At 71.1% G+C, this 16,811-nt stretch carries 19 protein-coding genes and 15 pseudogenes; 18 read left to right on the plus strand and 16 right to left on the minus strand.

Translation table 11 applies throughout. The features are described from left to right. Positions 1-3 precede the first annotated feature (3 nt). The 6 genes and pseudogenes from ACRAWC_RS22885 to ACRAWC_RS22910 form a co-directional block, all read left to right on the plus strand. Positions 4-159 (plus strand): annotated as a pseudogene (locus ACRAWC_RS22885) (SdrD B-like domain-containing protein); the annotation flags it as partial. Positions 160-175: 16 nt separating this feature from the next. Then, complete coding sequence (locus ACRAWC_RS22890; protein WP_431349741.1) at positions 176-436, plus strand: hypothetical protein; 261 nt, start codon at positions 176-178, stop codon at positions 434-436. A gap of 8 nt (positions 437-444) precedes the next feature. After that, positions 445-594 (plus strand): DUF7507 domain-containing protein, encoded by a 150-nt coding sequence (locus tag ACRAWC_RS22895; RefSeq protein WP_431349742.1) that lies wholly within the window; start codon positions 445-447, stop codon positions 592-594. Between the two features lies 1 nt (position 595). Next, positions 596-1,297, plus strand: coding sequence for a DUF7507 domain-containing protein (locus tag ACRAWC_RS22900; protein ID WP_431349743.1), 702 nt, complete (start codon positions 596-598; stop codon positions 1,295-1,297). Then, positions 1,230-1,427: pseudogene (locus tag ACRAWC_RS22905) on the plus strand (DUF7507 domain-containing protein); the annotation flags it as partial. The gene ACRAWC_RS22900 and the pseudogene ACRAWC_RS22905, both read left to right, overlap by 68 nt. A 49-nt stretch (positions 1,428-1,476) precedes the next feature. Next, a pseudogene (locus ACRAWC_RS22910) lies at positions 1,477-1,764 on the plus strand (DUF7507 domain-containing protein); the annotation flags it as partial. A gap of 5 nt (positions 1,765-1,769) precedes the next feature. Here the strand turns inward: ACRAWC_RS22910 and ACRAWC_RS22915 are convergent. Further along, a complete protein-coding gene (locus tag ACRAWC_RS22915; protein ID WP_431349744.1) occupies positions 1,770-1,970 on the minus strand; it encodes a hypothetical protein in 201 nt (66 codons plus the stop codon). Between ACRAWC_RS22915 and ACRAWC_RS22920 the strand changes: the two are divergent. The 8 genes and pseudogenes from ACRAWC_RS22920 to ACRAWC_RS22955 form a co-directional block, all read left to right on the plus strand. Further along, positions 1,927-2,343, plus strand: a pseudogene (locus tag ACRAWC_RS22920) (DUF7507 domain-containing protein); the annotation flags it as partial. The gene ACRAWC_RS22915 and the pseudogene ACRAWC_RS22920 overlap by 44 nt on opposite strands. A gap of 28 nt (positions 2,344-2,371) precedes the next feature. After that, positions 2,372-2,689, plus strand: a pseudogene (locus ACRAWC_RS22925) (DUF7507 domain-containing protein); the annotation flags it as partial. A 26-nt stretch (positions 2,690-2,715) separates the two neighbouring features. After that, positions 2,716-2,847: pseudogene (locus ACRAWC_RS22930) on the plus strand (DUF7507 domain-containing protein); the annotation flags it as partial. 19 nt (positions 2,848-2,866) lie between these two features. Further along, positions 2,867-3,328, plus strand: coding sequence for a DUF11 domain-containing protein (locus ACRAWC_RS22935; RefSeq protein ID WP_431349745.1), 462 nt, complete (start codon positions 2,867-2,869; stop codon positions 3,326-3,328). Next, a pseudogene (locus tag ACRAWC_RS22940) lies at positions 3,279-3,443 on the plus strand (DUF7507 domain-containing protein); the annotation flags it as partial. The gene ACRAWC_RS22935 and the pseudogene ACRAWC_RS22940, both read left to right, overlap by 50 nt. 204 nt (positions 3,444-3,647) lie before the next feature. Then, a complete protein-coding gene (locus ACRAWC_RS22945; RefSeq protein ID WP_431349746.1) occupies positions 3,648-3,938 on the plus strand; it encodes a DUF7507 domain-containing protein in 291 nt (96 codons plus the stop codon). A 171-nt stretch (positions 3,939-4,109) separates the two neighbouring features. Then, a pseudogene (locus tag ACRAWC_RS22950) lies at positions 4,110-4,205 on the plus strand (DUF7507 domain-containing protein); the annotation flags it as partial. A gap of 124 nt (positions 4,206-4,329) precedes the next feature. Further along, positions 4,330-4,593: pseudogene (locus ACRAWC_RS22955) on the plus strand (DUF7507 domain-containing protein); the annotation flags it as partial. A gap of 249 nt (positions 4,594-4,842) precedes the next feature. Here ACRAWC_RS22955 and ACRAWC_RS22960 read toward each other — a convergent pair. Further along, positions 4,843-6,666, minus strand: coding sequence for a hypothetical protein (locus tag ACRAWC_RS22960; protein WP_431349747.1), 1,824 nt, complete (start codon positions 6,664-6,666; stop codon positions 4,843-4,845). 88 nt (positions 6,667-6,754) lie between these two features. Then, positions 6,755-7,471: a hypothetical protein gene (locus ACRAWC_RS22965; RefSeq protein ID WP_431349748.1), complete on the minus strand. Its 717-nt coding sequence runs from the start codon at positions 7,469-7,471 to the stop codon at positions 6,755-6,757. A gap of 341 nt (positions 7,472-7,812) precedes the next feature. Between ACRAWC_RS22965 and ACRAWC_RS22970 the strand changes: the two genes are divergently transcribed. Then, positions 7,813-8,037: a hypothetical protein gene (locus tag ACRAWC_RS22970; protein ID WP_431219483.1), complete on the plus strand. Its 225-nt coding sequence runs from the start codon at positions 7,813-7,815 to the stop codon at positions 8,035-8,037. On the opposite strand, the gene ACRAWC_RS22975 is transcribed toward ACRAWC_RS22970, so the two are convergent. Genes ACRAWC_RS22975 through ACRAWC_RS22995 form a run of 5 tightly spaced genes read right to left on the minus strand, consistent with a single transcriptional unit; the run spans position 8,022 to position 9,578 of the window. Then, positions 8,022-8,243, minus strand: a complete 222-nt coding sequence (locus tag ACRAWC_RS22975) for a hypothetical protein (RefSeq protein WP_431349749.1) — start codon at positions 8,241-8,243, stop codon at positions 8,022-8,024. The genes ACRAWC_RS22970 and ACRAWC_RS22975 overlap by 16 nt on opposite strands. A 16-nt stretch (positions 8,244-8,259) precedes the next feature. Then, positions 8,260-8,517 carry a hypothetical protein gene (locus tag ACRAWC_RS22980; RefSeq protein WP_431349750.1) on the minus strand — a complete coding sequence of 86 codons (258 nt, stop codon included), beginning with the start codon at positions 8,515-8,517 and terminating at the stop codon, positions 8,260-8,262. Beyond that, positions 8,487-8,888 (minus strand): TMEM175 family protein, encoded by a 402-nt coding sequence (locus ACRAWC_RS22985; protein WP_431349751.1) that lies wholly within the window; start codon positions 8,886-8,888, stop codon positions 8,487-8,489. The genes ACRAWC_RS22980 and ACRAWC_RS22985 overlap by 31 nt, the downstream gene beginning before the upstream one ends. Positions 8,889-8,892: 4 nt before the next feature. Continuing rightward, positions 8,893-9,054: a TetR/AcrR family transcriptional regulator C-terminal domain-containing protein gene (locus ACRAWC_RS22990; RefSeq protein WP_431246069.1), complete on the minus strand. Its 162-nt coding sequence runs from the start codon at positions 9,052-9,054 to the stop codon at positions 8,893-8,895. Beyond that, positions 9,036-9,578 carry a TetR/AcrR family transcriptional regulator C-terminal domain-containing protein gene (locus ACRAWC_RS22995; protein WP_431246070.1) on the minus strand — a complete coding sequence of 181 codons (543 nt, stop codon included), beginning with the start codon at positions 9,576-9,578 and terminating at the stop codon, positions 9,036-9,038. The genes ACRAWC_RS22990 and ACRAWC_RS22995 overlap by 19 nt, the downstream gene beginning before the upstream one ends. Positions 9,579-9,684: 106 nt before the next feature. Between ACRAWC_RS22995 and ACRAWC_RS23000 the strand changes: the two are divergent. Together ACRAWC_RS23000 and ACRAWC_RS23005 are read left to right on the plus strand one after the other, a co-directional pair. Continuing rightward, a pseudogene (locus ACRAWC_RS23000) lies at positions 9,685-10,010 on the plus strand (DUF4386 family protein); the annotation flags it as partial. A gap of 100 nt (positions 10,011-10,110) precedes the next feature. Next, positions 10,111-10,428: a hypothetical protein gene (locus tag ACRAWC_RS23005; RefSeq protein WP_431349752.1), complete on the plus strand. Its 318-nt coding sequence runs from the start codon at positions 10,111-10,113 to the stop codon at positions 10,426-10,428. Here the strand turns inward: ACRAWC_RS23005 and csrA are convergent. Continuing rightward, positions 10,398-10,592: pseudogene (csrA, locus tag ACRAWC_RS23010) on the minus strand (carbon storage regulator CsrA); the annotation flags it as partial. The gene ACRAWC_RS23005 and the pseudogene csrA overlap by 31 nt on opposite strands. Positions 10,593-10,650: 58 nt before the next feature. On the opposite strand from csrA, the gene ACRAWC_RS23015 reads away from it, so the two are divergent. After that, positions 10,651-10,932 carry a hypothetical protein gene (locus ACRAWC_RS23015; RefSeq protein ID WP_431349753.1) on the plus strand — a complete coding sequence of 94 codons (282 nt, stop codon included), beginning with the start codon at positions 10,651-10,653 and terminating at the stop codon, positions 10,930-10,932. Positions 10,933-11,155: 223 nt separating this feature from the next. Here the strand turns inward: ACRAWC_RS23015 and ACRAWC_RS23020 are convergent, their stop codons facing one another. The 7 genes and pseudogenes from ACRAWC_RS23020 to fliO all read right to left on the minus strand — a co-directional run bounded on the left by ACRAWC_RS23020 (position 11,156) and on the right by fliO (position 16,808). Beyond that, entirely contained in the window at positions 11,156-11,290 is a 135-nt protein-coding gene (locus tag ACRAWC_RS23020) for a hypothetical protein (RefSeq protein WP_431349754.1), read from the minus strand. Positions 11,291-11,318: 28 nt separating this feature from the next. Next, a pseudogene (locus ACRAWC_RS23025) lies at positions 11,319-13,377 on the minus strand (flagellar biosynthesis protein FlhA). Further along, positions 13,374-14,469: pseudogene (locus ACRAWC_RS23030) on the minus strand (EscU/YscU/HrcU family type III secretion system export apparatus switch protein). The pseudogenes ACRAWC_RS23025 and ACRAWC_RS23030 overlap by 4 nt, the downstream one beginning before the upstream one ends. Next, positions 14,466-15,228: pseudogene (locus ACRAWC_RS23035) on the minus strand (flagellar biosynthetic protein FliR). Before ACRAWC_RS23035 ends, ACRAWC_RS23030 begins: the two co-directional pseudogenes overlap by 4 nt. Continuing rightward, the gene (fliQ, locus tag ACRAWC_RS23040; protein ID WP_431247901.1) at positions 15,228-15,503 is read right to left on the minus strand and encodes a flagellar biosynthesis protein FliQ; all 276 of its coding nucleotides are present in this window, start codon (positions 15,501-15,503) and stop codon (positions 15,228-15,230) included. Before fliQ ends, ACRAWC_RS23035 begins: the two are co-directional and overlap by 1 nt. Continuing rightward, a pseudogene (fliP, locus tag ACRAWC_RS23045) lies at positions 15,500-16,335 on the minus strand (flagellar type III secretion system pore protein FliP). Before fliP ends, fliQ begins: the two are co-directional and overlap by 4 nt. Next, the gene (gene fliO, locus ACRAWC_RS23050; protein ID WP_431349755.1) at positions 16,332-16,808 is read right to left on the minus strand and encodes a flagellar biosynthetic protein FliO; all 477 of its coding nucleotides are present in this window, start codon (positions 16,806-16,808) and stop codon (positions 16,332-16,334) included. Before fliO ends, fliP begins: the two are co-directional and overlap by 4 nt. Between the last annotated feature and the right edge of the window lie 3 nt (positions 16,809-16,811).

The raw sequence follows: 16,811 nt of genomic DNA on the forward strand, positions 1-16,811 counted from the left end.
GTCGACCGGGACGTGAACGGGGTCTACGACGCGGCCGACACCGTTGTGGCGGGAGTTCCGGTGGAGGTGCTGAACAGCGGCGGAACCGTCGTCGCGACGGCACAGACCTCGTCGGCCGGCCGCTGGATGGTGGAGGGGCTTCAGGCGGGCACGTACACCGTGCGCATCCCGGCCAGTGCCTTCGCCCCGGGCGGACCGCTCGCGGGGATGCAGGGACTCGTCGATCGGCGCGACGAGCACCCTCGCGATCGGCGAGACGCAGGGCAACAAGAACGATCCCTCCGGCGCAGCGGCCAGCGTGGGCTTGAGCAGCTTCCCGGTCACGTTCGCGTACACGACAAGCGCCGACGGGACGATCACCGGCGGGAATCAGCCCCTGCAGGCGGCTACCGACCCGGCGGGTCTGCTGAACCTCTGCTGCCGGCCGGCTTCATGAATACGAACATGGATCTCACGGCGACGCCGTCGCCTGACATCGCCGTGGTGAAGAGCGCCGACACGACCGAGATCACGCACGTGGGGCAGGTCGTGCGGTACACGTTCTCCGTGACGAACACCGGAGGACTGGCGCCTCGACACCGTCGGCGTCGATGATGTGCAGACGGCACCGGCCGGCGCCCTCGACGCAGCACCTGTCTGCGCGGACTCCGCGCTCCTCCCGGGAGCCTCAACCACCTGCACCGCCGCCTACACGGTGACCCAGGCGGACCTCGACAACGGCTCGGTCGCGGACACCGTGACGGCCCACGGCTCACCCCCGGGCACGCTCCCGCCGGTCGTCTCCCCACCGTCCGCGCTATCCATCCCCGTGGCGGCCCCCGCGTCGCTCTCGCTCGAGAAGGCCGCGGACACGGCGACCGTCTCCACCGTCGGCCAGGTGGTGACCTACACGTTCACGGTGACGAACACCGGGGCGCTCACCCTCAATGCGCTCAGCGTGGCGGACCAGCAGAGCGCGCCCGCCGGCGCTTTGGATGCGCCCCCCACCTGCGCCACGACGACCCTCGTCCCCGGCGCATCGACCACCTGCACCGCCACGTACACGGTGACGCAGGCCGACCTCGACCACGGCTCTCTGGCGGACACCGCGATGGCGAGCGCCTCACCGGCGGACGGAGGACCGGACGTCTTCTCTCCCTTCGACGCCCTGACCATCCCCGCGAACACGACCGCTTCGCTCACGGTGCAGAAGACAGCAGACACCGCGACTGGTCTCCACGGTCGGCGAGGTGGTCACGTATACGTTCGCGGTCACGAACGCCGGAACAGTGACGCTGAGCTCCCTCACCGTGGCTGACCAGCAGACGGCGCCGGCCGGTCCACTGGATGCGCCGCCCAGCTGCGCCGCGACGACGCTCGCCCCGGGCGCATCCACTACCTGCACGGCGACCTACACCGTGACGCAGGCCGACCTCGACCACGGCTCCGTCGCCGACACCGCCATCGCGAGCGCCTCGCCCGCCGACGGCGGCCCCGATGTCACCTCGCCCCCGGACGGCCTCACCATCCCTCCGACGGCGACAGCCGGGAATCGCGCTCGTCAAGACCGCCGACCGCACCGAGATCTCCGCCGTCGGCCAGGTGGTCACCTACACGTTCACCGTCACGAACACCGGCGCGCTCACCCTCAGCTCGCTCAGCGTGGCCGACCAGCAGACCGCACCGGCCGGACTCCTGGACGCGCCGCCGACGTGCGCGGCCACCACCCTCGCGCCGGGCGACTCCACCGATTGCACCGCGACGTACACGGTGACGCAGGCCGACCTCGATCATGGCTCCGTGGCCGACTCCGCCACCGCCTCCGCCATCGCCGGGGGCAGCTCCATCACCTCTCCGCCCGACGACCTGAGCATCCCGGAGCACGCGACGGCCTCCATCACGCTGCAGAAGACCGCGGACACGGCCACCGTCTCCGCTGTCGGCCAGGTGGTCACGTACACATTCGCCGTGAAGAACACCGGGGCGCTCACCCTGAGCTCCCTCAGCGTGGCCGACACGCAGCTGGCGCCGGCCGGTCCACTGGATGCGCCGCCCAGCTGTGCCGCGACGACGCTCGCCCCGGGCGCATCCACCACCTGCACGGCGACCTACACCGTGACGCAGGCCGACCTCGACCACGGCTCCGTCGCCGACACCGCCATCGCGAGCGCCTCGCCCGCCGACGGCGGCCCCGATCTCACCTCGCCCCCGGACGACCTGACGTTGCCGGTGGATGCGCAGCCCGCCATCGCCCTGGTCAAGACGGCCGATCGCACCGACGTCTCCGCCGCCGGGCAGGTCGTCACCTACACCTTCACGGTGACGAACACCGGAGGACTCACCCTCACCGGCGTGCAGGTGGCCGACACGCAGACGGCCCCCGCCCCGAGCACTGGACGCGCCGCCCACGTGCGCTGCCACGACGCTCGCTCCGGGCGCATCCACCACCTGCACCGCCACGTACACCGTCACCCAGGCGGACATCGACCACGGCTCCGTCGCGGACACGGCCGTCGCCTCGGCAGACGCCGGCGGCAGCACCGTCACCTCCCCGCCCGACGGCCTCACCATTCCCGCGCCCGCGACGGCATCCCTGTCTCTCGTGAAATCGGCCGACCGCACCGACGTCTCCGCCGCCGGGCAGGTCATCGCCTACACGTTCACGGTGACGAATACCGGAGGACTCACCCTCACCGGCGTGCAGGTGGCCGACACGCAGACGGCCCCGCCGGAGCACTGGATGCCGCACCGGTCTGCGCGACGACGACCCTCGCTCCGGGCGCATCCACCACTTGCACCGCCACGTACACGGTCACTCAGGCAGACATCGACCACGGCTCGGTCGCCGATACCGCGACCGCCGTCGCCTCGCCCCGGCGGCGGCCCCGTGACCTCGCCGCCCGACGACCTGACCATCCCAACGACGCCGGCACCCGCCCTGGCGCTCACCAAGTCCTCGGCCACGACGACGGTCACCCACGTCGGGCAAGTGGTCCCGTACGCCATCACTGTCAGCAACACGGGGAACGTCACGATCGCGGGCATCCAGGTCACGGACTCCATGCAGGCGCCGGCGACCGACAGCGGGCTCTCCGCCCTCGCCTGCCCGCAGACGACTCTGGCGGTCGGGGAGCAGATGACGTGCACCGTCTCGTACGCGGCCTCGCAGGCCGACCTCGACGCCGGAGCGATCGCCAACGACGGCGACGCGCGCGAGCGGCACCGCACCCGATGGGAGCACCGTCCGCCCTCCGGACGCCTTCCTCATCGTCCCGGCCGACCAGCAGGCGACCCTCGCTCTGAAAAAGACCGGCCAGCTCACCGGGAACGGCCCGCTCGTCGCCGGTGAGAAGGTCACCTACAGCTTCGTGGTCACCAACACGGGCAACGTCACCGTGGATGCGATCGCCATCGACGAGGCCGCATTCAGCGGCTCAGGGCCGCTGCCGGCGCCGATCTGCCCGCCCGGAGCGCTGCCGCCCGGAGCGCAGGCCGTCTGCACGACGGAGTGCACGGTGACGCAGGGGATGTGGACGCCGGCACCGTCGCCAACGCGGCGATCGCGAACGGGACCGCGCCGAACGGACCGGTCTCCTCACCGCCGTCGGATGCCGTCGTCCCGCTGGCAGCCCATCCGGACTCACCCTGCACAAGCTCAGTGGATCCGCGTGACCGTCGCCTCCGCCGGCGACACCGTCACCTACCGGTTCGAGGTGAGCAACACCGGCAACGTGTCCGTCAGCGCGCTGGCCATCGACGAGACGGCGTTCTCCGGGACCGGCACCATGACCACCCCGGTCTGCGGCGTCACGGTCCTGGCACCGGGCCAATCGACGACCTGCACCGCCCACTACTCGGTCACCCAGGCGGACGTGGACGCCGGCCATGTGACCAACACGGCGGTCGCGAACGCGACGTCGGCGGGGCGCGCCGGTCGCATCCAACTCCTCCACCGCTGAGCTGACGGCCAACGGGGTCAGTGCGCTCGAACTGGTGAAGTCGGTCTCGCCGACGTCGGTGGCGAAGGCCGGAGACCCGGTCACCTTCTCCTCACGCGCTGACGAACACCGGGGCGGCCACCTTGTCGAACCCGAGCATCACCGAGACCGGCGTTCAGCGGTACGGGAACATTGGGCGCGCCGACCTGCCCGGCGAGCATCGCGCCCGGGGCGACGGTGGCCTGCACCGTGGAATACGTCTTCACACAGGCGGACATCGACGCGGGCCGGGTGATGAACACCTCGGTCGCGCACGCAGACTCGCCGTCCGGCGTCGTCACCTCCGACGAGTCGTCGGCCCAGGTGTACGGCTCGGCAGACATCGGACATCACGATCGACGTCAGCGGCTCCATCCGCGGCGGGCACGCGGGAGACACCGTGACCTTCAAATACGTCGTCACCAACACCGGCAACACGACCCTGACGACCGTGGGCGTCACGACCACCGCGTTCAGCGGCAGCGGCCCGCAGCCGGTCCCGGTGTGCCCGCTCACGATGCTGCTGCCGGGCGAATCGATGGTGTGCACGGCGCCCTACGTGCTGACCGACGAGGATGCGGCGAAAGGCATCGTGACCACCGAAGCGACCGCGCACGGCGAGCCGCCCAGCGGCGGCGGCGTCGCATCGAGCCAGGCTCCGCCGATGTGCAACTCCGCCGATCGTCGTCGTCCCGCAGCCGCCGACCACTCCTCCGTCCAGCACTCCTCCCGCTTCCCCTGCACCGCCGGCGCCGGCCGCCGATGGGGCCGCGCCGCTTGCCGGCACTGGCAGCGACGCCGGGCCGGTGACGGCGATCGCCGCGTTCGCCGCGCTGATGGTGATTACGGGCATCGCGCTGCTGCGGCGCCGGGTGAAGCGGCGAGTTCAAGCCGCCGGCTTCCGGGCACCGCCTCGGAGCCGCTCGATCACATCCAGCAGCGCCTGCCGGTATTGCGGCGCCGACTGGTAGTCCGGGTGCGTCGCCACCTTGACGAGGTAGCGCGGCGGTCCGAATTCGTCGGCGCCGCGGTCGAGGTCGTCGGGGCGGCGGTCGTCGAGGCGGTAGCTGTTGATCGGGAAGCCGAGGTAGTCGGTGCGCCGCCACAGGTTGATCCAGGCGACGGACCCGTCGGGCTGGGTCAGCAGCTGCACGAGCGACGGGTCGTCGGCGCCCGACGGGGTGACGGTCACCGGCTCGCCGCCCTGGTCGAGTTCGACCTGCGTGAACCACGGGTCGCCCTTGCCGAGCAGCGGCCGCCGCGAGCCGAGCGTGCCGAGCGCATCCGGCCCGAACAGCTCCGGGAAGAACCGGCCGAAGTAGACGCGCAGCTGCGCGCCGTACGTCAGCAGCCCGACGTTGTGGAGCCGCTCGGCGTCGCCCGGCCGCAGCGTGAACAGTGTCGAGACGGCCAGCACGGCGCCGAGGCTGTGCGCCGAGAGCACCACGCTGAACGGCCGCTCCCGGGTGAGCGCGTCGTCCTGCTGCTGGTCACGCCAGTGCAACTGCTCCGCCAGGTCGAGACCCTCCGGCGGGGTGAGGTCGTGGGTCAGCCAGTCGGTCACCCGGTCGCGGAGCTCGGGGACGACGCGCTCGGCGTAGCAGGGTGGCCCGAACGGATGCCCGGCGCGAGGAAGGAAGCACATCAGGTCCCACATCACGCTGATCGGGCGCTCCTTCGCCGTGAGCGCGTTCTCGACGATCACCGCGAGGATGGCCGCCGCGATCACGGTGAGGGCCGGCCCGACCAGCGCGTCGACCGCCCGGAACGGCACCGAGTACGACACGGCGAGCGCGATGACGAAGTCGACGGCGAGCAGGCCCGCGAGGATGCCGAGGATGGGCTCCCCGCGGTGCACGAGGGCGGCGAGGCGCCGCGCGCGCAGGATCTTGAGGGCGAGCCGGTCGGCGGTGGTGCTGGCGTCGATGCGGCCGTCGCGGTACGCATCCACCTGCTCCAGCAGCGGGCGGCGGCCCCCGAGCGTGCGCGGGGTCGTCAGCCGCGGCATCCAGCGCAGCAGCGAGAGGGCGATGCCCGCGGCGATGAGCGCCAGCGCGAGGGCGACGAACGGGAGGACGTCACCGAAGTTGTGGTAGACGATCGGAGGCCGGAGGACGTGGTGCGGGCCCGCGGTGACGCAGCCGCACGGAGTCGACCCGCTGACCAGCCAGCCCTGCACCCCGAGCACGAGAAGGGTGGAGAGGATCATCGCCGCCCCGAGCGACAGGAGCATGAGGATGCCCGGCCCCATCCCCGCCCAGCCCTCGGCCCGGAAGCGCTCCGGCGGGCCGGCCCGGCGGCCGGAAGGCGAGCGCGGCCACCAGACGAGGACGAGCTGCGCGGCGGTGAGCAGGGCGGCGACGGCGAACAGCGGCACGCGCAGCGGTCCAGGGTGGCCCCCGACCGTCGCCGGGTTCTGCGCCACTCCGGCGAGGAACGTCAGTCCGGCGACGGTCATCAGCGCGATCGACAGCCAGTGCGGCACACCGCGCCGCCAGCCCAGCGCCGAGATGCAGATGGCGACCAGCACCCCGAGGATGATGGACGGCGCCGTCGCGGAGGCCGAGGACGCCCCGGTGCCGGGCACCTCGTACTGCCCGCCGAACCAGAGGGATGCGCCCACGAACACGTAGATGACGACGCCGCCGACGAGGATCCAGGCGGTGACCGTTCCCGTCCGGCGGAGGCGATCGCGCAGGTACTCGTTCACCGGACCCCGCCCGGATTCGTCGTCTCGGCTAGCACGCCGACGCAGACGATCGCCGCCACGAGGCCTGCGGCCGCGGCGACCCCGCCGATCAGGATCGGCAGATCGCCCTCTGCGCCGCCGCGACGAGGCACTCGGGCGAGACGAAGGTCTGCAGTTTCGCGCAGGCGGCGGTGCCCGCGAACATCCGGTCCCACGCGAGCAGCAAGGCCACCAGCAGGAACGCCGCGGCGAGGTGCAGCCGCTCGGTCGGCGATCCCACCCGGGCCGTGCGCCAGAAGCCCTCCGAGGCGAGCGGTCGCAGCTTCCCGGTGCGCTGGACGCCGCGCCCGCCCATCCGGTCGGCAGCGTCGAAGATCGCGGCCTCGTAGCGGGCGCGTGCCCGGCGCGAGACGAGGAACAGCAGCAGCACACCGCCGATCGGGACGAGCGAGAGAAGCGCCAGCTGCGGCCCGCGCCAGGAGAGCGGCGGCTGGCTGAAGAAGTCGGCGAAACCCCCGGGCAGGGCCGTGCAGGCCGTACCGCTGATGCACTGCACGCCCAGGTCCAGGCTGACCGAGCCGAGGGCGCACACGTACAGCAGCGTCAGCCCGAGCGCGAAGATGCGCAGCGAGGCGCCGCCGACCCCGGAATCCCACTCGCCCCCGGGGCGCTGCGCCGGGATGCGGCGCGTCCAGTACGCGGTGTTCGCCAGGCCGAACGGCGCGAGCAGCAGCCACGCGAGCTGCACGAAGAGCTGCCCGATGAACAGGATCGGCCCGGAGCCATAGCGTGCCAGCCGGCCCCACGAGTAGGCCTCGGTGCGCACGCCCGCCGGAGGGACGGCCGGATCGACGGTCTCGGGTGGGTCATCGGGGTCGCGGTCGGCCTCGTCCTGCTTCGGCGCCCACCAGAAGCCGCCGTTCTCGTCCCCTGCGTCTGCCGCAGCTCGCTCTGCTCGTGCCCGAGGATCTCCGTCGGCGGCGTGTTCTTGATGCCGTGGATCCGCAACTCAAGCACGCGATGGGGCCACTCGCCCGCTTGTGCCTCTTCGCTCATCGGCCCGCCCATCGTCGATACGACGGGCGAAGAATACTGCCGGGGATACGTGTGCGGCTACAGCGCATCCACCTGTAGCAGTTGCGGGCTGCACGGCGTAATGTCCCTCGTATGAGCAACCCAGAGCAGCCGATCGGCGACGCACGCGAGAACCTCGAGGGCAGCTACACCGAGGTGGATGGCGAGCTGCCGCACGAGCGCACCGTGCACGGGCAGTACACCGAGACCGAGGGGGTCGGACCGGAGGCCGCGACCGAGGGCACCTACACGGACGCCCAGGAGCCGGTCGATGCGCCCGATGGCGAGTACACCGAGGGCGACTACGACGAGCCGTGAGCGACGGGCCTGACGATCAGGCGTAGCGCTTGCGCGCCTTCTCGGCCTGCGCCTGCGCCTTCTTGCGGGCCTTCTTCACGTCGGGCGCGTTCCAGAACGACGCCAGCGATCCGGTGATCTGCTCGCAGTCGCTCGCGGCCCGCGCGGGCGCCGAGGAGGTATGCCGCCAGCAGGGCGATCAGGATGACGAAGATGTTGGGTCGCATGCCCCGACGCTAGCCCTCAGGCCGTCTTCTGGGAAGATCCGTACACCAGCCGGCGCAGCAGCGCGTGCAGCGGGCGCGCGAGGAACAGCAGGAACAGCCACCACAGGTTCACGGCCGGGACCAGGACGGCGAGGACCAGCGCGAGCGCCATGATGATGACCTCGGCGAAACCGCGCGTCTTGTCGATATCGCTGCGGGCCGCTTCCGTCATCAGCTCCGGTTCCCGGTACAGCGCCCAGCCGATCAGCTTCGTCGCGACGGATGCGAGGAGCATGTCGCCGATGTAGAGCGCGTACACCTCGGGCCGCTCACCCGCGCTCGCCAGAGCACGTTCGCGCTGAACGGGATGGTGACGATCGCGATCAGCCACAGGAAGTTGAACCACACGATCCACGCGTTGTAGTCGCGGACCGACTCGAAGATCGAATGGTGCACCACCCAGAACCGGGCGATGACGGCGAAGGACACGACGAACGCGAAGATCTCCCAGAAGTTGCGGTCGATGAACTGCCCGAACGACGCGTCCCCGATCTGCGACGCGGCGTCCACCAGCGGCAGGATGAGCAGCGTGATCGCGATGGCGACGGTCGCGTCCGAGAAGTTCACGAGCCGGTCGAGCCCGCGCTCCGTCCTGATCACCGCCATGCGGTCATTCTGCCGCAGCCGGTCCCTGGCCGGCGCTCGCCCACTCCGGGCGCAGCCGTTCGACACCGTCGAGGATGAGGTCGAGCCCCGTCGCGAACTCGGCGTCGTAGTCGTACCCGCCGCGGGACATCTCGACCACCACCTCCATCAGGTAGGGGAACTGCATCGCCAGCTCGGGGGCGTCGCCTCGAGCTTCTGCTCGGCGACTTCACCCGACTCCTCCGCGGTGTCGAACGGCAGCGTCTTCTCCTGCAGGGCGAAGCCGTAGACGTAGGCGTCGAGGGCGGAGGTGACGTGCACGGCGGTGCGGAACGAGAAGCCCGAGCGGCGGAGGCAGCCCATCATGGCGTCGTGCTGACTGAGGTTGGCGAGGCCCGGTCGCATCCGCGACTCCATCAGCCCGACGGCCCACCGGTGGCGGAGCAGGGCCGACCGGAGGGATGCGGCGCGCCGGCGCATGGCGTCACGCCAGGCGAACGGGGGCGACGGCGGCTCGACCTCCGCCCAGACGCGGTCGACCATCCCGTCGATCAGCTCGTCCTTGTTCGACACGTGCTTGTACAGCGCCATCGGCACGACGCCGAGCCGCTGCGCGAGGGTGCGCATGCTCAGACCGTCGAGGCCGTCGGCGTCGGCGAGCGCCAGCCCCGCGTCGATCACACGATCGGCGGTGAGGGTCGCTCTTGACATGGTGTACAGCGTACACCTATCGTGATGCACAGCAGGTGTACGCCGTACACCTCGCATCCCGAGAGGACACCATGGATCCGGATCGCCGCCGCTGCTCGCCGCGGGCGTGCTCTTCCTGCTGACGTTCGCCACCTCCATCCCCGGCGCACTCCTTTACGGGTCGGTGCTCGGCGATCCGCGGTTCGTGCTCGGCTCGGGCGCCGCCGGGCCGGTGCTCGCCGGGGCTCTCTGCGAACTCGGCCTGGTGATCGCCAACCTCGGCACAGCGATCGCGCTCTACCCGCTCCTCCGGCGGACCAGCCCGTCCTCGCCCTCGCCTACGTCGTCGCGCGCGTGATGGAGTCGACGCTGATCGCGGTCGGCATCCTCAGCCTGCTCACCGTGGTGACGCTGCGACAGGACGGAGCGTCGGGAGCCGGAGACGCCGCAGCGGTGCTGATGGCGCAGGCGCTGGTCGCGCTGCACGGGTGGACGTTCCTGCTCGGGCCCGCGCTTCGTCGTCGGGCTCGGCAACGGCCTCCTCCTCGGCTGGATGCTGTACCGCGCAGGGCTGGTGCCGTTCGGCTGGGCTCTCGTCGGGATGATCGGGGGGCCGATCCTGTCACTGTCCGGCATCGCGGTGCTGCTCGGCGCCTACGACCAGGTTTCGCCCTGGTCGGCGCTGGCGACGCTGCCGGAGTTCGCGTGGGAGGCGTACCTCGGCATCGCGCTGACCGTGCGTGGGCTGCGTGGGCCGCGGAGGTCGCGGCACGCCGCGTGCTCACGGCACGTCGGCACGGCCCAGAGACCGAGCGACTTCTTGATCAGCGCGGCGGCGTCATCGGTGGCGGCGCTCTCCGTGGCCTCCTGATTGGCCTCGGTCACCGCCTTCACCACCTCGTCGCGCTGGATGCGGATGCCGCGCGGCGCGTCGATCCCGATACGGACGCCGTCGCCCCGGGACTCGAGGATGGTCACGACGATGTCATCGCCGATGAGCACCCGCTCGCCCGCCTTGCGCGTCAATACCAGCATCGTCCCACCCTATCCGCCGGGCGGCGCGTCCAGCCGAGAGCACCGGCAGGCCGAGCAGATGGACGGAGCCGGGCGAACCGGTGAAGGATGCGCCGGTCGCGGCCACGGCATCCACGGCGAGCACCGCATCCACCGCCCGCACCCACGCGGCGGTGTCCTCGACCTTGCGCGACACGTCGACCGCGACCCAGACCTGGTCGGGGGCGATGCCGGCGAGGTCGGCGGCGAGCCCGGGGACGGCACCGGGGCGGCGATCGGGAAGGATGCGACGATCGGGATCTCCCGCCGCACGCCGTCGGCACGGGCGGCGAGGGCGTCGCGGCGGTCGGCCACCCGCTGAACCTCGGCGGCCGCGTCGGCGGAGGCGGCCAGGACGCGGGCGGCCCCGTGCGCCTCGGGGCCGAGGCCCACCACGAGGGTGAGGTCGCCGCGTCCGCGGAGCCTCGCCGGCGGCGGCCGGCGGCGTCCGCCTCCCGCCGCTCTTCCCGAGCGGTGAGTCGTGGCGCGAATCCTCGCCGAGTTGCGACATCAACTCACCACTCGGCGCGGATTCGAGCCACGACTCACCGCTCGACAGCCGCGGACGCCGCGGACGCCGCGGGCGACGGCGCGGCCAGCTCGGGCGCGTCGACCGCCCGCACGAGGTCGTCGAGCACCGCCTGGAACGCCAGCGACGACGTCGAGACGGCGGGCAGCACCTCCGCCTCGTCGATCCTGCCGACCCACTCAGGCCGCGATCGACTCCGCACCGCGGACCACCCCCACGGTCTCGATCGCGGCCTGGACGGCCGTCACCTCCTGGTACGAGCAGCACCGTGAGGCCCGCGATCTGCCCGGCGACGAGCCGCCGGATCGCAGGACGCAGCGCCGGCGCGCACACGAGCACGGCCGAGACACCGGCGTCGTCGAGCCGGCCCGCGGTGTCGCGGATGGACGCGAGCACCGCCTCCAGCCGCACCGGGTCGAGCACGATCTGCGTCCTGTGCTCCGACGGCCGAAGGCCTCGAGCATCGACTGCTCCAGCCCGGGGTCGATCATGATCACGCGCAGCGTCCCGCCGTCGATGTGCGGCGCGACGACGGCCGGCCCGAGAGCGACCGGGCCGCCTCGACCAGCCCCTCGGGGTCGTTCGAGAGCTTCGCGCGCAGGGTCAGGGCCTCCAGGATGCGCAGCAGGTCGTTGATCGGCACCTGCTCGGCCAGCAGTCCTGCAGCACGCGCTGCACCTCGGCGAGCGACAGCAGCGCCGGGATGAGCTCCTCCACGGCGGGCGGGTTCACCAGGTTGACGCCCTCGGTGAGCATCCGCACATCCTCGCGGGTCAGGAGGCGCGCGGCATTCGACGTGATGATCGACGAGAGGTGGGTGATCAGCACCGAGACGCGGTCGATCACCGTCGTCCCCGCCGAGCTCGGCGCTGTGCCCGCATCTCCGACGGGATCCACTTCGCCGGCAGCCCGAACACGGGCTCCACCGTCGGCGTGCCCGGCAGGTTGTCGAGCGCGTCGCCGAGGGCGAGCACGCGGCCGGACGGCGCCTGCCCGCGTCCCGACTCCACCCCGGCGATCTTGATGACGTACGTCGACGGCGGCAGTTCGGCGCTGTCGCGCGTGCGCACCGGCGGCACGATGACGCCGAGCTCCAGCGCGATCTTGCGGCGCAGGGCCCGCACCCGGGCGAGGAGGTCGTCCGACGCGCCGCTCACGATGTCCACCAGGTCGGGCGCGAGCGTGATCTCGAGGGCGTGGACGCGCATCTGCTCGATGAGGTGCCTCGGTCGTCTCGGTCTTCGTGGCGGTCGCCACCGCGTTCTGCGCCGCCTGCGCCTTCTTCGCCGCCGCCTGCGCGGTCTTGATGCGCTGGGACGCCAGGATGAGGAACGCCCCGACGAGCACGAACGGGATGGGCGGCATCCCCGGGATGAGCGCCATCACGATCGCCGCGCATCCCGCGATCATCAGGGCGTTGCGCGACTGGCTCAGCTGGCCGCTCGCCGTGGTTCCCATGTCGGACTCGGCGTTGGACCGGGTCACGATCATGCCGGTCGAGACGGCCATGAGCAGGGCCGGGATCTGCGAGACGAGCCCGTCGCCGATGGTCAGCAGCGTGTACGAGTTGACGGCGGAGAGGAGGTCCATTCCGCGCTGCACCATGCCGATCGCGATGCCGCCGACCACGTTGATGACGATGATCAGGATGCCCGCGATCGCGTCGCCCTTGACGAACTTCGAGGCGCCGTCCATCGCGCCGTAGAAGTCCGCCTCCGCCGACACCTCGGCGCGCCGGGCACGGGCCTGCTCCTCGGTGATGAGTCCGGCGTTGAGGTCGGCGTCGATCGCCATCTGCTTGCCCGGCATCGCGTCGAGGGTGAACCGCGCGCCCACCTCGGCGACGCGCTCGGCGCCCTTGGTGACCACGATGAACTGGATGACCACGAGGATGAGGAACACCACCGCGCCGATGATGATCGACCCGCCGACGGCGACATGGCCGAACGCCTGGATGACCTGCCCGGCGAACCCGTCGCCCAGCACGAGCCGCGTGGAGGCGACGTTGAGGCCGAGCCGGAACAGCGTGGCGACGAGGAGCAGCGACGGGAACACGGAGAAGTCGAGCGGCTTCTTGACGAACATCGTGGTGAGCAGGATGACCAGCGCCAGCATGATGTTGACGATGATGAGCATGTCGAGCAGCCACGACGGCACCGGCACGACGAGCAGCATGATGATGCCGACGACTCTGATCGGCACGGCCACCTTGGCGGCGAGACCCTTGTTCGGCTTCATGTCAGCCCTCCTTGCAGCTGGGGTCGCATGGTGTGCACTCCGGTCGCCGAGCCGCGCTGCTTCAGCGACATGACGAACGCGAGGACGCGGGCGACGGAGTTGTAGAGCTCGACCGGGATCTCGTCGCCGATCTCGCACCCGGCGTGCAGCGCACGCGCGAGCGGGATGTCCTTCACGATGGGCACGCGCTCTCTCCTCGGCCTTCTCGCGGATGCGCAGGGCGATCGCACCGGCGCCCTTCGCCACGACCCGCGGAGCCGACTTGCCCGGCTCGTACTTCACGGCCACGGCGATGTGCGTCGGGTTCACGAGCACCACATCCGACCCTCCGATCGCGGCGATCATGCGGTTGCGGCTCATCGCCAGCTGGCGCGAGCGCCGCTGCGAGCGCACCAGCGGGTCGCCCTCGGTGTTCTTGTTCTCGTCGCGCAGCTCCTGCTTGCTCATGCGGGTGTGCTTTCGGTTGCGCCGCATCACGACGAGCACGTCGAGGCCGGCGAGCACGAGGCCGGCGCCGATGGCCGCCTGGAGCAGCCCGGCCGTGCCACCGGTCGCCGCCGACAGCAAGGAGGTGAGCGGCATCGACCCGGACGACAGCAGCACCGGCATCAGCCCCTGCACCACCAGGAACAGCCCGATCGCGACGACGCCCGACTTCAGCAGCGTCTTGGCGCCCTCCCACAGTGCGCGCATCCCGAACACCCGGCCGAGCCCCTGCACGATGTTGAACTGCTCGTACTTGCCCTCGAGCTTCTTGAAGTGGATGCCGCCCTGCACGGCCGCAGCGCCCACCACGGCGAGCGCGCCCACGCCGAGCAGCGGGCCGATGGTCGCCACGATGCTGCCCAGGCCGTCGCCGAGCGCCGCGACGGCCTTGGCCGGGTCCGGGCTCTCGATCACCGAGCGGACGGAGAAGAGCTGATCGATCGCGGCGGTCGTCCCGCTCTGCAGCGTGAACGGCAGCATCACCGCCGCGGCGCCGACACCGACCCACGCGGTGAGGTCGGAGGACTTGCTGAGGCGGCCCTTGGAGCGGGCCTCCTTCATCCGCTTGTCGGTCGCCTTCTCGGTGCGCTCCTGCGCGTCGCTCACCGGCCCACCCCCAGCATCGTCTTGACGGCGGTGTCCGTGAGGCCGGAGACGACTCCGGGCAGCGTGACGAACACGATCGCGGAGAGCACGACCGTGAGCATGATCTTCAGGGGGAAGCCGAGGGAGAAGGCGTTGAGCGCGGGCGCGACGCGGGTCAGCAGGCCGAGCCCGACATCCGCGAGGAACAGCACGACGATCAGCGGACCGGCCACCTGCAGGGCGGCGAGGAACATCTGGGTCACCCGTTGACCATCTCCTTCGCCGGGTCGGCCATGCTGAGGCCGGCGGCAAGCGGGATGGCGTCGAACGACCGCACCAGCCCTCCGATGATGAGCTGGTATCCGCCCGACGCGAACAGCAGCGCGAGGGCGGTCAGCTGGAACATCCGGGTGAACTGGGCGCCGTTGATCATGGACTGCGGGTCGAACGCCTGCGCGAGCTGGAAGCCGCCGAACAGGTCGATCAGACTTCCCGCCGACTGGATGGCCGCGAAGACCACGAAGACGAGGAACCCGAGCGTCGCACCCACCGACAGCTCGCGGACCATGTCGAGGAGGAACGCCCCCGTGTCGCCCGAGTGGTAGCCGGCGCCCACCTCGCGGCGCGACCGCGATGGCCAGGCCGATCGCGAGCATCCCCTTCACCTGCGCCGGGAAGCCGCTTGTACGAGAACGGCGGCGCGATGACGAGGAACGCCACCATGCGGAGGGACGCCAGCGCGATCGCCTCGATGGCGGCCAGGTCGATGGGGATGTTCATCAGCCGTGCCCCAGCAGCTGCGGCAGCTTCTCGAACAGCGCCTGGGTGAACGAGACCAGCTCGGAGATCATCCACTGCCCGCAGATGATCAGCGCAACCGCGACCGCCGCCGCCTTCGGCACGAACGAGAGGGTGACCTCCTGGATCTGCGTGATCGACTGCACCAGCGAGATCGCGAAACCCACGACCAGCGCGGTGATCACGATGGGCGCGGCCAGTTTCGCGGTGACCATGAGGCCCTGCATGGCGATGTCCAGAACGGCGCTCGGGTTCATCCGCCACCCCTGTAGCTCGTGATCAGACTCGTGATGATCAACCCCCAGCCGTCGACCAGCACGAACAGCAGGATCTTGAACGGCAGCGAGATCATCACCGGCGGGAGCATCATCATGCCCATCGACATGAGGGCCGCGGAGACCACCATGTCGATCACCAGGAACGGCACGAAGATGACGAAGCCGATGATGAAGGCGGCCCGCAGCTCCGAGATCATGAACGCCGGGATGAGCGTGAGCAGCGGCACGGAGTTCATGTCGCTCGGGTTCGGCCGGCCGGCCGCGCGGGTCATCAGCGCGATGTCCTCCTCGCGGGTGTGCGCCGACATGAAGTGCCGGAGCGGCCCCTCGGCCAGGTGCACCGCGGCGGTGAAGTCGATGTGGCCGGCCAGATACGGCTGCACGGCCGAGTTGTTGATGTCGACCAGCACGGGGCTCATGATGAACAGGCTGAGGAACAGCGAGAGCCCGGCGAGCACCTGGTTCGGCGGGATGGACGGCATCGCGAGCGCGCCCGGGTGATTGCGAGCACGACGAAGATCTTGGTGAACGACGACATCATCAGCAGCAATGCGGGCGCCACCGAGAGCACGGTGATGCCGACGAGGGTCAGGATGGCCGCGTTCGGGGTGCCGTTCGGGCCGTTGATGTCGAGGGTGATGCCGCCGCCGCCGCCGGCGCCCGTCGGGCCGGTCGGGCCGCCGGGGGTCGGGACGGGCGTGGGGACGGCGTGCGCCGCGTTCGCACCCAGGAGCACGATCGCGACGGCGACGAGCGCGACCAGCAGACCGGCCAGCGCGAGGCGGGGCAGCCGCCTGGCGCGCGCCGTCACTTCTTGTGCCGCACCGCCGAACTCGCCTGCCGCCACGTGGCCGGGGACAGGATCGAGCCTTTGAGTGCCTCGTCGAAGAGCGAGGCGCGTCCCTGCGCCGTGAGGAAGTCGGCATCCTGCCTGGTGGTCGTGGTGGTGATGTCGTCCGTGCCCGTGCGGAGCGCCGTCTCGGGCTGCGCCTCCGGTACCCGGACCAGGGGGGTGACGCCCGCGTCCTGCGGGCGGTCGGCGGTGTGGAGCACGGACACCTGGCGCTCGGTGACGCCGAGGACGAAGCGGTTGCCGTCCACATCCACGACGACGACCGACGCCTTCGGCCCGATGCCCTGCCGCCCCACGACCGTCACGGCGTTGCCGCGACGTCGCCGTGCGGTGGTGCGGCCCTTGGTCACCCGGCGCTGCACGAACCACAGCAGGGCGACCATCACGCCGAGCACCACGAGCACGCGCAGGGCGATGAACAGGGTCTCCACGTC

The organism is Leifsonia sp. L25 (genome assembly GCF_050632895.1).